Raw genomic sequence first — 14745 nt, 5'->3', positions numbered from 1 at the left:
GGCCAGGAATTTCGTGCGTTCCCTGTCAATAACTGGTGTACGGCAGGTGAATTCGCTTACCATCGTCCGATGGCGGTTCGTGGCGACCTCGGTAGTTCGACCTGGGACGAGCTGCAGAACCGGCTACAGCGCCAGCTGCCGGGTCAGTCGTTGACCCTGCTGGTCCCGGTCGGCTCGACCGAACAGCACGGACGGCACCTGCCGCTGGACACCGACACCCGGATTGCGCAGGCACTTGCCCGGGCGGTGGCCGGGCGGCTGCGCAGAACCGCGTCGGGCCGCGATGAGCACGCCTGGTCGGTGGCGCCAGCGGTGGCCTACGGCGCCAGCGGCGAGCACCAGAGCTTCGCCGGAACCATCTCGATCGGCACCGAGGTGCTGAGCCGGGTGTTGCTGGAGTACGGCCGGTCGGCCTGCTGCTGGGCGCAGCGGGTGGTCTTCGTCAATGGCCACGGCGGCAACGTGCCCGCGCTGGCCGAGGCGGTAGGCCGGTTGCGCTTCGAATCGCGCGATGTCGCCTGGCTGCCGTGTGCCACCGCGGCGGCTGATGCGCATGCGGGCCACACCGAAACCTCTCTGCTGCTGTATCTTTCGCCCGACGACGTGAGATTTGAGCAGGCCCGGCCGGGTAACAGCGCCCCATTGGCGCAGTTGCTGCCGGCAATGCGGCGCGGCGGTGTCGCCGCAGTGAGTGCCCTCGGAGTGCTCGGTGATCCGACGACCGCCACCGCCGCCGAGGGGCAGCGACTGTTCGCCGAAATGCTGGACAGCGGTGTGGCGGCCATCCACGCCTGGGCTCCCGGGCCGGACGGGATGCTGCGATGACCCCGGCCCGACTTCCCGACGGTTTCGCGGTGCAGGTAGACCGGAAGGTGCGGGTGCTGGGCCGCGGGTCGACGCTGCTGGGCGGTTCACCCACCCGGCTGTTGCGGCTGGCGCCTGCCGCCCAGGGGATGCTCTCCGACGGTCGCCTGGAAGTACGCGACGCCGTCAGCGCCCAACTGGCCCGTACCCTGCTCGACGCCACGGTGGCCCATCCGCGGCCGGCGGGCGGGCCGTCGCACCGTGACGTGACCGTCGTTATCCCGGTGCGGGACAATGTTATCGGGCTCAGACGGTTGATCGCGTCGTTGCGTGGGCTGCGCGTTGTCGTGGTGGACGACGGGTCGCAGGTCCCGGTCTGCAGGGATGACCTGGCAGCGGCGGATTGCTGCGAGGTCGAGGTGCTGCGCCACCCGGAGGCCAGGGGGCCCGCGGCCGCCCGCAATACCGGACTCGCGGCTTGCACGACGGATTTCGTGGCGTTTCTGGACTCCGACGTGGTACCGCGCCGGGGCTGGCTGGAAGCGCTGCTCGGACACTTCTGCGATCCCACCGTGGCGCTGGTCGCCCCCCGGATTGTCGGTATGGCCGACAGTGACCACCTGGTGGCGCGGTACGAGGCCATCCGTTCGTCACTGGACCTCGGCGGGTGCGAAGCCCCGGTGGTGCCGTACGGCAAGGTCGCCTATGTGCCCAGTGCGGCGATCATCTGCCGCTGCTCGGCGCTGCGTGAGCTGGGCGGATTCGACGAGGAGCTGCGTTCCGGCGAGGACGTCGACCTGTGCTGGCGGCTGGTGGACGCCGGCAGCAGGTTGCGCTACGAGCCGATCGCGCTGGTGGCTCACGATCATCGGGTGGCGTTGCGGGATTGGGTGGCGCGCAAGGCATTTTACGGTGGCTCGGCGGCACCCCTGTCGGCGCGTCACCCGGACAAGACGGCGCCGATGGTGATCTCCGGCTGGGCGCTGGCGGGTTGGGCGGTGATGGCGCTCGGGTCGGTGCTGGGCTACCTGGTGTCGGCGGCGATCACGGCGCTGACCGGCCATCGGGTCGCCAGGTCGATGCGCGGAGCCGACACCGCGCCCGCCGACGTGCTGGCGGTGACGCTGCATGGGCTGGCGGCGGCCGGGCTGCAGATCGCCTCGGCGCTGTGCCGGCACTACTGGCCGATCGCGCTGCTGGCCGCGTGCCTGTCGCAGCGCTGCCGGCGGGTGGTGCTGCTGGCAGCGGTCAGCGACGGAATAGTGGACTGGCTGCGGCACGCCCGCTGCGACGGCGACGACACCCGCCCACTCGGGCTGCCGGCTTACCTGCTGCTCAAGCGGGTCGACGATCTGGCGTACGGGGCGGGCCTGTGGGGCGGGGTGCTGCGGGAGCGCAACTTTGCCGCACTCAAGCCACAGATCCGCAGTTAGGCCGCCTTGACGGTTCCGGTGGCGCACAGTGATGTGCTCGTGGTGGGTGCCGGTAGTGCGGGGTCGATTGTGGCAGAACGACTCTCGGCGGACCCGGCGTGCACGGTGACGGTGTTGGAGGCCGGCGTCGGCTTATCCGATCCGGTGCTGGCTGCCAAGGTGGCCGACGCCTCGCTGTTGCCGATCGATACCGCCAGCCCGTTGGTGCGGCGCTATGTCGCGCAGTTGACCGGCCACCCGAGCGCCGCGATGACGATCGTGCGCGGCGCGACCGTCGGCGGCTCCGGCGCGGTCAACGGCGGCTACTTCTGCCGGGGGCTGCCCGGCGACTTCGATAGCGACCTACCCGGCTGGTCGTGGCCCGAGGTGCTGGAATCCTTTCGGGCCATCGAGACCGACTTGGACTTCGGCGGTGACCAACACGGCGACCACGGACCGATACCCGTTCGGCGCACCCGTGAGATGTGCGAAGGCACAGCGCGATTCATTGCCGCAGCGGAGCGAGCGGGTTTCAGCTGGATCGCAGACCTCAACGATGCCGCTGCCGCAGCCGAGCCCGGAGTGGGCGCGGTGCCGCTGAACGTAGTCGACGGGGTACGCACCGGACCGGGGGCCGCCTATCTGCTCCCGGCATTGCCGCGGACCAACCTGACGCTGCTCACCGGGGTGGCGGCGTTCGGCGTCGACATCGTGGCGGAGCGAGCCGTGGCGGTACGCGCGCTCGGCCCGGCCGGTCCGATGCGCCTGACGGCCGACCGAATCATCTTGTGTGCCGGTGCGATCGGGTCGGCACATCTGTTGATGCTGTCCGGTATCGGTGAGGAGGCGATGCTGCGGCACGTCGGCGTTGCGGTGCGAGCGGTGCTGCCGGTCGGGGCGAGCTGTGCCGATCACCCGGAATGGTTGGTGACCCCGGACTGGCAGGGAACACCGGGACGTCCGCCATTGGAGGCGGTGCTCTACCACGATGATCTCGAAATACGGCCCTACACCACCGGTTTCGCCGGCATGGTCGGCGAATATACCCCCGGGGAGCCGCCGCGCGTCGGCGTGGCATTGATGTCGCCGCGAGCGCGGGGGCGCCTGACACTGGTATCGGCGGATCCGCGGGTGGCGCCCCGTATCGAACTCCGCTACGACAGCGAGCCAGGCGACCTGGCGGCGCTTCGGGCCGGGGTGGAACTCGTCGGGGCCACGCTGGGCGTGAAAGCCGATGTCGCTGCGCCGCACTGGTCGACGTCCCAACACCTGTGTGGCAGTGCCCCGATGGGCCGGGCCGGCGACACGTCCGCGGTGCTCGATGCGCAGTGCCGGGTGCGCGGCGTCGAGGGGCTGTGGGTGATCGACGGCTCGGCGCTGTCCCGGGTGCCCGGCCGTGGCCCGCATGCGACGATCGCGATGCTGGCGTATCGCGCGTCGGGGATGATCCGCGGTCAGTCCCGTAGCCGGTAACGGATGGGCAGGTGCTTGACGCCGCCGACGAAGGTCGTGGAGATCAGCTGCGGCTCACCGGTCAACTCGATGGCGTCGAGCCGGGGGATGAGTTCACGGAAGAAGCTGTCGATCTCCATTCGGGCCAGCGCGGACGCCACGCAGAAGTGCACGCCGTAGCCGAACGACAGGTGCTTGTTCGGGTCCCGGCCGACGTCGAAGGCGAACGGGTTGTCGAAGACCTCCTCGTCGTGGTTGGCCGAGACATAGGACAGGTACACCGATTCGCCCTTGGCGATCGGCACGCCGCGCACCTCGGTGTCGGCGGTCGCGGTACGCATGAACTCCTTGACCGGCGTGACCCAGCGGATGATCTCCTCGACCGCGGTGGGCATCAGGTTCAGATCTGCGCGGAGCCGCTCGCGCTGGTCGGGATGTTCGATGAGCGCGCGCAGCCCGCCGCCGATCGCGGCGCTGGTGGTGTCGTGGCCGGCGGTGGCGATGATGACGTAGTAGGAGACGGTGTCGAGATCCGACAGCGGCTCACCGTCGATGCGGGCGTTGGCGATGGTCGACGCGAGGTCTTCGGTGGGGTTCGCCCGGCGGTCGGCGGTCAGGGCGTTGAAGTAGGCGAAGAAGTCCAGCAGCACCGGCAGCTGTTCCTCCGGGGTGACGCCGCGCCGGTATTCGTCGTCGTCGCCGCCGAATAATTCCTGGGTCAGCCGGAGCATGCGCGGGAAATCCGACTCCGGCAGGCCCAGTAGCGACATGATCACGTACAGCGGGTAATTCAGCGCGATGTCCTGAACGAAGTCGCATTCCGGGCCGATCCGCAGCATCTCGTCGACGTAGCGTTTGGCGAGTTCGTCGATGCGTGCCTTCATCGCCCGCATCGCCTTGGGCCGGAACCAGTCGGAGACGATGCTGCGCATCTTGTGGTGGTGCGGGTCGTCCATGTGGATCAGCGTGCGCAGTCCCATTCCGGACTCCAACAGCGAACGCTGGAGATCGTCGGCGTCGGCAGGGGCCAGCACCGGCCGCGGCTCGTTGATCCACAGCTCGTTGTCGCGTTCGATGTCCATGATGTCGGCGTGCCGGGTGATCGCCCAGAACGGCCGGTAGGGACGATGGTCGACCAGTGACACCGGCGCGTTCGCCCGCAGATGCGTCAAGGCTGCGTGCAGCCGTGGTTCGTCGGCGTAAGCGCTCGGGTCGGTGAACACCCGGGCGGCCTGATCGATTATCGGTGCGCTCATCGCGGCTCCTTGCCATTTTCTTGACACGTGTCAGCTTCGTTCCAGTGTCGGCGATATCCGAGCGTCGTGACGACGCTTTGCCGGTATTGGGCGGGGTTTGATTCGGCGGTCCAGGTTCGGCTCTCCTTCGTCGAGCCTCGCTAACCGCCGGTGTTGATGCGGCGGTCCAGCTTCGGCTCTCCTTCGTCGAACCTCGCTAACCGCCGGTGTTGATGCGGCGGTCCAGCTTCGGCTCTCCTTCGTCGAACCTCGCTAACCGCCGATTAGGCTCATCGGTCATGTCGACCGGATCTTGTCGCCGCCGCGGACCGCTGGCCGGTGCCGTCGTGCTGGCGCTGCTCGCCGGGCTGCTCGCCGGGTGCGGGCGATCCGACGGCGCGGCGCTGCAACCGGGCTTCGGGCCACGGGCCGTCGCACTCAACGCCGACGTGGTGCGAAGCTCCGCCGGATTGTTGCGGGGCACGGTCGGCCCGGATCACCGGCTTTTCCAAGGGATTCCGTACGCCGCAGCGCCGGTCGGGCCGCTGCGTTGGCAACCGCCGGCGCCGATGCCGGCGTGGCAGGGAGTGCGCGACGCCGTCAAACGCGGGCCGTGGTGCATCCAGCCGGATGCCGCCGAGGTGGACCCGATCAGCGAGGACTGCCTGACGCTCAACGTGTGGACGCCGACCGGTTCGGCGGCCGAGCCGTTGCCGGTCATGGTGTGGATCCACGGCGGCAGCTTCATGCGGGGCGCCGGTGACATCTACCACGCGCAGCGACTGGCGGTCCGCGGCCGCATCGTCGTCGTCACCATCAACTACCGGCTGGGCGCGCTGGGCTTCCTGGCCGACCCCGCACTAGGAGAGGTCGGCAACTACGGGCTGGCCGACCAGCAGGCAGCGCTGCGCTGGGTGCGCGACAACATCGGTGCGTTCGGCGGCGACCCGGCCAAGGTGACGATCGCCGGTGAGTCCGCCGGCGGCATGTCGGTCTGCGATCACCTGGCCGCACCGGAGTCGGCCGGGTTGTTCCGGGCCGCGATCATCCAGAGCGGACCGTGTCAGGCGCAGGTCGAGGCTCCCGACGCGCGGCGGATCAGTCGCGACTACACCGAATCCGTCGGGTGCGCCGAGCGGGGTAAGCGGGCCGCCGCCGAGAATGCGGATGTGGCCGCCTGCCTACGCGGGCTGTCGGTCGACCGGCTGACCAAGCCGTTGTGGTACGCCCGGTTCGGCACCGACCAGCTCAGTGGACCGGTCGTCGGGACCCCGCTGCTGCCGGCCGATCCGGTGCGGGTGTTCCGGGACGGCGGCGCGGCCCGGGTGCCGGTGCTGCTGGGCGTCAACCGCGACGAGTTCACCATGTTCGTCGCGCTGCGTTATCTGCGTGTCGGCCGGGAGATCGCCGCCACGGAGTACCTGGACGAGCTGGAGGACACCTTCGGCTCCGGTGAAGGCCCCGCGGTGGCCGAGCACTACCCGCCGGCACGATTCGGCGACAGCACCTCGCTGGCCTACGCGGCGGCGGCCACCGACGACATCTTCGCCTGCCTGGCCGATCGGATGGCTCGCGGGCTGGCCGCCGGCGCGCCGGTGTACGGCTATGAATTCGCCGACCCGCACGCGCCGGCGCCGGAGCTCTTCGACCATCTGCCGTTCCCGATCGGTGCCACCCACTCGCTGGAGATGCGCTACCTGTTCGACATCGGCGGCGCCCCGCCACTGGACCCCGTGCAACGGCGGTTGTCCGACCAGATGGTCGAGTACTGGACCGGTTTCGTGGTCACCGGCGCCCCGGTGGGCGTCGGCCAGCCCGACTGGCCCGCGGCCGCAGCCGGCGCCGACCGGCGGTGGATGTCGCTGCGACCCGACGGCAGTCGGATGATCACCGACTTCGGCGCGGCGCACCAGTGTGACTTCTGGGCAACCGTGCGGAGTTGATCCGCGCCCACCCGCCGGACGGGCGGCAGGGGAGCAGTGGCGATCAGGTCCGAGTCACCCAGGTGGTGATCTCGGCGTGCACCACTTCGACGCCGGATTCATCGGTGACGCTGACCGGCACCGTGACCTCCACGCCGTCGCTGATGGCCTCGAAGTCCGGCAAGTCCGGCGGGGCCAGTCGGGCGGTGGCCCGCAACGACGTCGTCGCCTTGGCCAGGTAGGCCACGTTCATCGACTTGGGGATCCAGCGATGGCTGCGCGGCACCGTGGCCTCCATCAACATCCCCATCGCCACCTCGGCGGCGTTGCAGGAGGCGATCGCGTGCACGGTGCGCAGATGGTTGTAGACGAACGGCCACTTCGGCACCAGTACCTCGGCCAACCCGGGCTCCATCCGGACCACGTGCGGCAGCACCGATGCGAAGTAAGGGACTCTGGCCATGGCCGCGGCCGAGAACAGCCGGGTGCCGCCGGGCAGGCCCGCCAACCGGCGCCAGGCCTGATATGTACTGGTAGGTCCGGTCACGGCGAGCTATCTTACCGACAAGTAAGATCGCTGGCGGGGTGGCTCCACCGGGTCACGGCCGGAGGGCCGGCGTCGATGTGACCGGGGATTTGGCCGCTGACCCGATCTGGGGCATACTGTTCAGGTTCGCCTGCGCCGGGGTTGCCCTGGTCGGGCATACGACCAGCGCCCAACCGGGCGCGTCCGGTCCCACTCTCGCAGCACGGAGTTTTTTCGCCGTGAACGAGGCCGCGTGCGGGCGACACGCCCGACCGCGGGGACCGGTGGACCAGGACAGGTAAACAGCGGCGGCAGCGCCCAGCGCAATGTCGGCACAGGGTCGATGGCCCTGAAAAGGCAGCAGTGCGCGCGGGCGCGAAGGGTTCGAAAGCCGGACCCCTTTGCAGGAGTGAGGTAGCAGAAGCGTGGCGGGACAAAAGATCCGCATCAGGCTCAAGGCCTACGACCATGAGGCTATTGACGCCTCGGCGCGCAAAATCGTCGAGACGGTCACCCGCACCGGTGCGTCCGTGGTGGGCCCGGTGCCGCTGCCGACCGAGAAGAACGTGTATTGCGTCATCCGGTCCCCGCACAAGTACAAGGACTCGCGGGAGCACTTCGAGATGCGCACCCACAAGCGGCTGATCGACATCCTCGATCCCACGCCGAAGACCGTTGACGCCCTGATGCGCATCGATCTGCCGGCCAGCGTTGACGTCAACATCCAGTAGGAGCCACGAGAAACCATGGCACGTAAAGGTCTTTTGGGTACCAAGCTGGGCATGACGCAGGTGTTCGACGAGAACAACAAGGTCGTGCCGGTCACGGTCGTCAAGGCCGGGCCCAACGTGGTGACCCGCATCCGCACCCCCGAGCGCGACGGCTATTCGGCCGTGCAGCTCGCCTACGGCGAGATCAGCCCTCGCAAGGTCAACAAGCCGCTGACCGGTCAGTACGCTGCCGCCGGGGTCAACCCCCGCCGGCACCTGGCCGAGTTGCGGCTTGACGACGCCGAGGCCGCCGCGACCTACGAGGTCGGCCAGGAGCTGACCGCCGAGATCTTCGCCGACGGCGCCTACGTCGACGTGACCGGCACCTCCAAGGGCAAGGGCTACGCCGGCACCATGAAGCGGCACGGCTTCGCCGGTCAGGGCGCCGGGCACGGCGCTCAGGCGGTGCACCGCCGGCCGGGTTCGATCGGCGGTTGCTCAACCCCGGGCCGGGTGTTCAAGGGCACCCGGATGTCGGGCCGGATGGGCAACGACCGCGTCACCACCCAGAACCTGGTGGTGCACAAGGTGGACGCCGGGAACGGCGTGCTGCTGATCAAGGGCGCCATTCCGGGGCGCAACGGTGGGCTGGTTCTGGTCCGCAGCGCGATCAAAAAGGGTGAGAAGTAATGGCTTCCAAAGAGCAAACGGCACTGACGATTGACGTCAAGAGCCCGGACGGCAAGACGAGCGGCTCGGTCGAGCTGCCCGCCGAGTTGTTCGACGCTCCCGCCAACATCGCGCTCATGCACCAGGTGGTGATCGCTCAGTTGGCCGCGGCCCGTCAGGGTACGCACTCGACCAAGACCCGCGGCGAGGTTCGCGGCGGTGGCCGTAAGCCGTACCGGCAGAAGGGCACCGGCCGGGCCCGGCAGGGTTCGATCCGGGCGCCGCAGTTCACCGGTGGTGGCGTGGTGCACGGTCCCAAGCCGCGCGACTACAGTCAGCGCACCCCGAAGAAGATGATCGCCGCCGCACTGCGTGGCGCGTTGTCGGACCGGGCCCGCAACGGTCGCATCCACGCGGTCACCGAGCTGGTGAGTGGACAGACCCCGTCGACCAAGAGCGCCAAGGCTTTCCTGGGCACGATCACCGACCGCAAGCAGGTGCTCGTGGTCATCGGCCGGGCCGATGAGACGGGCGCCCGCAGCGTGCGCAACCTGCCGGGTGTGCACATCCTGGCCCCGGACCAGCTCAACACCCACGATGTGCTGCGTGCCGACGACGTGGTGTTCAGCGTCGAGGCCCTCAACGCCTACATCTCCGGCAGCGCGGCGCACACCCAGGAGCAGGAGGTTTCGGCCTGATGGCGACCGTCAGCGACCCCCGCGACATCATCGTCGCGCCGGTCATCTCCGAGAAGTCCTACGGGCTGATCGAGGACAACGTGTACACCTTCGTGGTGCACCCCGACTCGAACAAGACGCAGATCAAGATCGCGATCGAGAAGATCTTTTCCGTCAAGGTCGCGTCGGTGAACACCGCGAACCGGCCGGGTAAGCGCAAGCGGTCCCGGGCCGGCTACGGCAAGCGCAAGGACACCAAGCGCGCCATCGTGACCCTGGCGCCCGGCAGCAAGCCGATCGACCTGTTCGCCGCACCGGCCTGACCGGAGTGAAAGAGAGACCTAACTGACATGGGAATCCGCAAGTACAAGCCGACGACCCCCGGTCGTCGCGGTGCCAGCGTCTCCGATTTCGCCGAGCTCACCCGCTCTCACCCGGAGAAGTCGCTGGTCCGGCCGCTGCACGGCCGTGGCGGGCGTAACGCCCACGGCCGGATCACCACCCGGCACAAGGGTGGTGGCCACAAGCGCGCCTACCGGGTGATCGACTTCCGTCGCCACGACAAGGACGGCGTCAACGCCAAGGTCGCGCACATCGAGTACGACCCGAACCGCACCGCGCGGATCGCGCTGCTGCACTACCTGGACGGCGAGAAGCGCTACATCATCGCCCCGCAGGGCCTGTCGCAGGGCGACGTGGTGGAGTCGGGCCCCAACGCCGACATCAAGCCGGGCAACAGCCTGCCGCTGCGCAACATCCCGGCCGGCACCATGGTGCACGCCGTCGAACTGCGGCCCGGCGGCGGTGCCAAGCTGGCCCGGTCGGCCGGATCCAGCATCCAGCTGCTGGGCAAGGAAGGCAGCTACGCCTCGCTGCGGATGCCCTCCGGCGAGATCCGCCGGGTCGACGTGCGCTGCCGCGCCACCGTCGGCGAGGTGGGCAACGCCGAGCAGGCCAACATCAACTGGGGCAAAGCCGGCCGGATGCGGTGGAAGGGTAAGCGCCCCTCCGTCCGTGGTGTGGTCATGAACCCGGTGGACCACCCGCACGGTGGTGGTGAGGGCAAGACCTCCGGCGGCCGGCACCCGGTCAGCCCGTGGGGTAAGCCGGAGGGTCGCACCCGCCGGCCGAACAAGCCCAGCGACAAGCTCATCGTCCGACGCCGGCGCACCGGCAAGAAGCGCTAGGAAGCGGAGGGAAAGCGATGCCACGCAGCCTCAAGAAGGGTCCGTTCGTCGACGACCATCTGCTCAAGAAGGTCGACGTCCAGAACGAGAAGAACACCAAGCAGGTCATCAAGACCTGGTCGCGTCGGTCGACGATCATCCCCGACTTCATCGGGCACACGTTCGCCGTTCACGACGGCCGCAAGCACGTCCCGGTATTCGTCACCGAGTCGATGGTCGGGCACAAGCTCGGCGAATTCGCCCCGACGCGCACCTTCAAGGGACACATCAAGGACGATCGGAAGGCTAAGCGCCGGTGACCGTAACGACTGAATTTCCGTCCGCTGTCGCCAAGGCCCGCTTCGTGCGGGTCTCGGCCAGCAAGGCGCGCCGGGTGATCGACCTGGTGCGCGGCAAGTCGGTGTCCGAGGCACTGGACATCCTGCGCTGGGCGCCGCAGCAAGCCAGCCTGCCGGTGGCCAAGGTGATCGCCAGCGCGGCGGCCAACGCCGAGAACAACAACGGCCTGGACCCGTCCACCCTGGTGGTGGCGACCGTCTACGCCGACGAGGGCCCGACCGCCAAGCGGATCAAGCCGCGCGCCCAGGGACGTGCCTACCGGATCCGCCGGCGCACCAGCCACATCACGGTCGTGGTGGAGAGCCGGCCGTCCAAGGGCGGTCCGGCGCAGTCCGCCGGCGCCGCCCGGGCGCGTCGTGCGCAGGCCAGCAAGGCCGCCTCGGAGAAGGGCGCGGCGCCGGCCAAGAAGGCACCGGCCAAGAAGGCTTCCGCGGCCAAGGCTGCCGAGAAGACGACTGAGAAAGCGGCGGCGAAGAAGGCGCCCGCCAAGAAGGCTTCGGCGGCGAAGGCCGCGGAGACGGCCGCAGCCAAGAAGGCGCCTGAGACGTCCGACGCGAAGGAGGGCTCGGAGTAATGGGCCAGAAGATCAACCCGCACGGCTTCCGGCTGGGCATCACCACCGACTGGAAGTCGCGGTGGTACGCCGACAAGCAGTACGCGGACTACGTCAAGGAGGACGTGGCGATCCGCCGGCTGCTGTCGACCGGGCTGGAGCGCGCCGGTATCGCCGACGTCGAGATCGAGCGCACCCGTGATCGGGTCCGCGTGGACATCCACACCGCCCGGCCGGGCATCGTCATCGGCCGCCGCGGCACCGAGGCCGACCGGATCCGCGCCGACCTGGAGAAGCTGACCGGCAAGCAGGTGCAGCTCAACATCCTCGAGGTGAAGAACCCCGAGTCGCAGGCGCAGCTGGTGGCCCAGGGCGTTGCCGAGCAGCTGAGCAACCGCGTGGCGTTCCGCCGCGCGATGCGCAAGGCGATCCAGTCGGCGATGCGCCAGCCCAACGTCAAGGGCATCCGGGTGCAGTGCTCGGGCCGGCTCGGTGGTGCTGAGATGAGCCGCTCGGAGTTCTACCGTGAGGGTCGGGTGCCGCTGCACACGCTGCGCGCCGACATCGACTACGGCCTCTACGAGGCCAAGACCACCTTCGGCCGGATCGGTGTGAAGGTCTGGATCTACAAGGGCGACATCGTCGGTGGCAAGCGCGAGCTGGCCGCTGCCGCACCGTCCGCCGACCGCCCCCGCCGGGGGCGGCAGTCGGGCGCGCGCCCGCGCCGCAGCGGCGCCTCGGGCACCACCGCCACCAGCACCGATGCCGGGCGGGCCGCCGAGACCATCGAGAGCACCGCTGCTGCCGAACCGGCCGTCGAGGGCCAGGGAAGCGCTGCGGCCGCGGAGCCGCAGGCAACGCAGAGCACGGAGAGCTGAATCATGTTGATTCCCCGCAAGGTCAAGCACCGCAAGCAGCATCACCCGAAACAGCGCGGTCTCGCCAGTGGCGGCACCGCGGTGACCTTCGGTGACTACGGCATCCAGGCACTGGAGCACGCCTACGTCACCAACCGGCAGATCGAGTCGGCGCGTATCGCCATCAACCGGCACATCAAGCGTGGCGGCAAGGTGTGGATCAACATCTTCCCGGACCGTCCGCTGACCAAGAAGCCCGCCGAGACCCGCATGGGTTCGGGTAAGGGCTCGCCGGAGTGGTGGGTCGCCAACGTCAAGCCGGGCCGGGTGCTGTTCGAGCTGAGCTACCCCAACGAGGCCGTCGCCCGCGCCGCACTGACCAGGGCGATCCACAAGCTGCCGATCAAGGCGCGCATCGTCACCCGAGAGGAGCAGTTCTGATGGCAGTGGGAGTTACCGCCGGCGAACTGCGCGAGCTCAATGCCGACGAGCTCGTCGAGCGGCTGCGCGAGTCCAAAGAGGAGCTGTTCAACCTGCGTTTCCAGATGGCGACCGGGCAGCTCAGCAACAACCGTCGGCTCCGCACGGTGCGCCACCAGATCGCGCGCATCTACACCGTGTTGCGCGAACGGGAACTGGGCCTGGCGTCCGGTCCCGATGGTTCTGAAGGCGAGGCATCGTAATGGCACAGGCTGCAAAGGCTAACGCCACGGAGAAGGGCCCCAAGCACACTCCGCGCACGGAGAAGCCGCGGGGCCGCCGCAAGACCCAGATCGGTTACGTGGTCAGCGACAAGATGGAGAAGACCATCGTCGTCGAGCTGGAAGACCGGGTGAAGCACCCGCTCTACGGCAAGATCATCCGGACCACCAAGAAGGTCAAGGCGCACGACGAGAACAACACGGCCGGCATCGGCGACCGGGTGTCGCTGATGGAGACCCGCCCGCTGTCGGCCACGAAGCGCTGGCGGCTGGTCGAGATCCTCGAGAAGGCCAAGTAGCAGCCGGTCTTCCGGTCAAGCCGGGAGTTTGACCCGCGCGAGCGGTTGCTGCGTGGTGGGCCCGAGCGGCACCTGCAGCGGTTCGTGGTCGTCCAACTGCCGGGCGGGCACGGCCAGCGTCCGGCGCAGGGGCGTCGGCAGGCTGGTGCGCAGCGCCGTCAATTGCCGGCCGTTGAGGCGGTTCAATCCGGCCCACATGTTGCGGCGCAGCCGACGACCGGTGTGGTAACGCACCAGCACCGACACGTCGGTGTGGTTGTTCTGTGCTGTGAGCCGGACGGTGACGGCCGTGGTGTCGGCGGCGCGCTGCCAGAGCTGTTCCAGATTCGCCGTGGTGATGTCGCGCGGCGACATCCAGAAGGTGGCCGCGTACTGCCTGGGACCCTCGCGTTGCTTCTGCTTCAGCCGGCGTCGGCGCCGCCGGATCCGGGTGGGCTGTAGCCCGGCCAGCACCGTCGCGTCGACCCGGCCGAACTCCTCGGCCGGTAGTACCCGGGTGACGATGTGTCGCTCCTGCAGGGTCTGCGCGAGCCGTTCGGTGGCCGCCGCCAGCGTCGCCGCCACCGAGTCGCGTACCGCCACCGCTTCGGCGTTGCGCATCGGATCCATCCGCAGTACCAGCCAGGTGTCGCGGGGGCAGGCGGTGTCGGGGACGGCCGGTGCCTGCTCGTCCTCGGCCGGGCCGGTGTCGGTGTCGCCGTCGGAGGTGGTGTCGCACGTTCGCACCGAGACGATGTCGATGCCGTCGAGGCGGACGTCGAACTGCCGCAGGGCGGCGGCGGCCAGACCGGCCGGTAGCGCGCTCAGCGGTTGGTGTCGACGGGCGTCGCGGCCCGAGGTGGCTACCGGTCGCGGCGCCACGGCGATCACGGTGACCAACTGCCCCCGGTGTTCGCGCATGCCGACGACGTCGTGGCTGTAGCGGCGGCGGTGATCGAAGCCGGGCGTGCAGCCTTCGTTGAGAAACCTCGCGGGGTTGGCGAACCGATCCAGTACCCGTGCCAGCACTATCGAGGTCAGCGGGACCCGGCGGTGGGTGATCAGCGCGGCCGCCGTCACCACTGCCGCGACCCCGACGCCCGGCCACCAGGCGCGGGCCGGCGATCCCAGCTCGGTGGGCCAATGGCCGGCGAGTCGCAGAATCGCGAGATCGATGAGGAACACCGTCGTCACACGCAACCAGGACAGATTCAGTCCAAAGCTATGCTGCGCTTTCACCGTTGCGCCTGCTTCATGACCCCCCCGGGAGATTGTCCAGAATTTGCGCGCTGACCGGGTTTCCCGGTCGTGTCGGGACCCAAACATCCCAGGCCCCGGCTGCTGGAGGCCTGGGATGCCGGGCCGGCCGCGCGCTCCGGCGGCAATGGCCGCTTGCTCAGAGGCCCAGGAAGCTCAGCGGATC

General features: G+C 69.0%; 18 protein-coding genes. 15 read left to right on the top strand and 3 right to left on the bottom strand.

The genetic code is table 11. The annotated features are described in order from the left end of the window. The first annotated feature begins 69 nt into the window (after positions 1-69). The 3 genes from mftE to mftG are packed head-to-tail and all read left to right on the top strand — an operon-like array spanning position 70 to position 3689. A complete protein-coding gene (gene mftE, locus DQP56_RS02800) occupies positions 70-825 on the top strand; it encodes a mycofactocin biosynthesis peptidyl-dipeptidase MftE (protein WP_112683484.1) in 756 nt (251 codons plus the stop codon). Continuing rightward, positions 822-2237, top strand: a complete 1416-nt coding sequence (gene mftF / locus DQP56_RS02795; protein WP_112683483.1) for a mycofactocin biosynthesis glycosyltransferase MftF — start codon at positions 822-824, stop codon at positions 2235-2237. Before mftE ends, mftF begins: the two co-directional genes overlap by 4 nt. A 6-nt stretch (positions 2238-2243) precedes the next feature. Beyond that, positions 2244-3689: a mycofactocin dehydrogenase MftG gene (gene mftG / locus DQP56_RS02790; protein ID WP_112683482.1), complete on the top strand. Its 1446-nt coding sequence runs from the start codon at positions 2244-2246 to the stop codon at positions 3687-3689. On the opposite strand, the gene DQP56_RS02785 is transcribed toward mftG, so the two are convergent. Continuing rightward, a complete protein-coding gene (locus tag DQP56_RS02785; protein WP_112683481.1) occupies positions 3671-4924 on the bottom strand; it encodes a cytochrome P450 in 1254 nt (417 codons plus the stop codon). The genes mftG and DQP56_RS02785 overlap by 19 nt on opposite strands. A gap of 278 nt (positions 4925-5202) precedes the next feature. On the opposite strand from DQP56_RS02785, the gene DQP56_RS02780 reads away from it, so the two are divergent. Then, the gene (locus tag DQP56_RS02780; protein ID WP_112683480.1) at positions 5203-6846 is read left to right on the top strand and encodes a carboxylesterase/lipase family protein; all 1644 of its coding nucleotides are present in this window, start codon (positions 5203-5205) and stop codon (positions 6844-6846) included. A gap of 43 nt (positions 6847-6889) precedes the next feature. On the opposite strand, the gene DQP56_RS02775 is transcribed toward DQP56_RS02780, so the two are convergent. Continuing rightward, a complete protein-coding gene (locus DQP56_RS02775) occupies positions 6890-7372 on the bottom strand; it encodes a hotdog fold domain-containing protein (RefSeq protein ID WP_112683479.1) in 483 nt (160 codons plus the stop codon). A 404-nt stretch (positions 7373-7776) separates the two neighbouring features. Between DQP56_RS02775 and rpsJ the strand changes: the two genes are divergently transcribed. Genes rpsJ through rpsQ form a run of 11 tightly spaced genes read left to right on the top strand, consistent with a single transcriptional unit; the run spans position 7777 to position 13343 of the window. Next, a complete protein-coding gene (rpsJ, locus tag DQP56_RS02770; protein WP_003883485.1) occupies positions 7777-8082 on the top strand; it encodes a 30S ribosomal protein S10 in 306 nt (101 codons plus the stop codon). Between the two features lie 15 nt (positions 8083-8097). Further along, entirely contained in the window at positions 8098-8751 is a 654-nt protein-coding gene (gene rplC / locus DQP56_RS02765) for a 50S ribosomal protein L3 (RefSeq protein WP_112683478.1), read from the top strand. Next, positions 8751-9428: a 50S ribosomal protein L4 gene (gene rplD / locus DQP56_RS02760; protein WP_112683477.1), complete on the top strand. Its 678-nt coding sequence runs from the start codon at positions 8751-8753 to the stop codon at positions 9426-9428. The genes rplC and rplD overlap by 1 nt, the downstream gene beginning before the upstream one ends. After that, positions 9428-9730, top strand: a complete 303-nt coding sequence (gene rplW / locus DQP56_RS02755; RefSeq protein WP_112683476.1) for a 50S ribosomal protein L23 — start codon at positions 9428-9430, stop codon at positions 9728-9730. Before rplD ends, rplW begins: the two co-directional genes overlap by 1 nt. A 27-nt stretch (positions 9731-9757) precedes the next feature. Then, entirely contained in the window at positions 9758-10594 is an 837-nt protein-coding gene (gene rplB, locus DQP56_RS02750; protein ID WP_112683475.1) for a 50S ribosomal protein L2, read from the top strand. A gap of 17 nt (positions 10595-10611) precedes the next feature. Further along, positions 10612-10893, top strand: coding sequence for a 30S ribosomal protein S19 (gene rpsS / locus DQP56_RS02745; RefSeq protein ID WP_006245110.1), 282 nt, complete (start codon positions 10612-10614; stop codon positions 10891-10893). Then, entirely contained in the window at positions 10890-11507 is a 618-nt protein-coding gene (gene rplV / locus DQP56_RS02740) for a 50S ribosomal protein L22 (protein ID WP_112683474.1), read from the top strand. The genes rpsS and rplV overlap by 4 nt, the downstream gene beginning before the upstream one ends. Continuing rightward, complete coding sequence (gene rpsC / locus DQP56_RS02735; RefSeq protein ID WP_112683473.1) at positions 11507-12364, top strand: 30S ribosomal protein S3; 858 nt, start codon at positions 11507-11509, stop codon at positions 12362-12364. Before rplV ends, rpsC begins: the two co-directional genes overlap by 1 nt. A 3-nt stretch (positions 12365-12367) precedes the next feature. Beyond that, positions 12368-12784: a 50S ribosomal protein L16 gene (rplP, locus tag DQP56_RS02730; RefSeq protein WP_112683472.1), complete on the top strand. Its 417-nt coding sequence runs from the start codon at positions 12368-12370 to the stop codon at positions 12782-12784. After that, positions 12784-13026, top strand: coding sequence for a 50S ribosomal protein L29 (rpmC, locus tag DQP56_RS02725; protein ID WP_013830257.1), 243 nt, complete (start codon positions 12784-12786; stop codon positions 13024-13026). Before rplP ends, rpmC begins: the two co-directional genes overlap by 1 nt. Next, complete coding sequence (gene rpsQ / locus DQP56_RS02720; RefSeq protein WP_083037846.1) at positions 13026-13343, top strand: 30S ribosomal protein S17; 318 nt, start codon at positions 13026-13028, stop codon at positions 13341-13343. The genes rpmC and rpsQ overlap by 1 nt, the downstream gene beginning before the upstream one ends. Before the next feature lie 15 nt (positions 13344-13358). Here rpsQ and eccE read toward each other — a convergent pair whose 3' ends face one another. After that, on the bottom strand, positions 13359-14561 hold the full coding sequence (eccE, locus tag DQP56_RS02715) for a type VII secretion protein EccE (protein ID WP_112683471.1): 1203 nt from the start codon (positions 14559-14561) through the stop codon (positions 13359-13361). Positions 14562-14745: the final 184 nt, after the last annotated feature.

Source organism: Mycolicibacter senuensis, assembly GCF_003284925.1.
Classification (GTDB): Bacteria; Actinomycetota; Actinomycetes; order Mycobacteriales; family Mycobacteriaceae; genus Mycobacterium; species Mycobacterium algericum_A.
The sequence above is the reverse complement of the archived record's forward strand: the minus strand, read 5'-3'. Positions and strand labels throughout refer to the sequence as shown.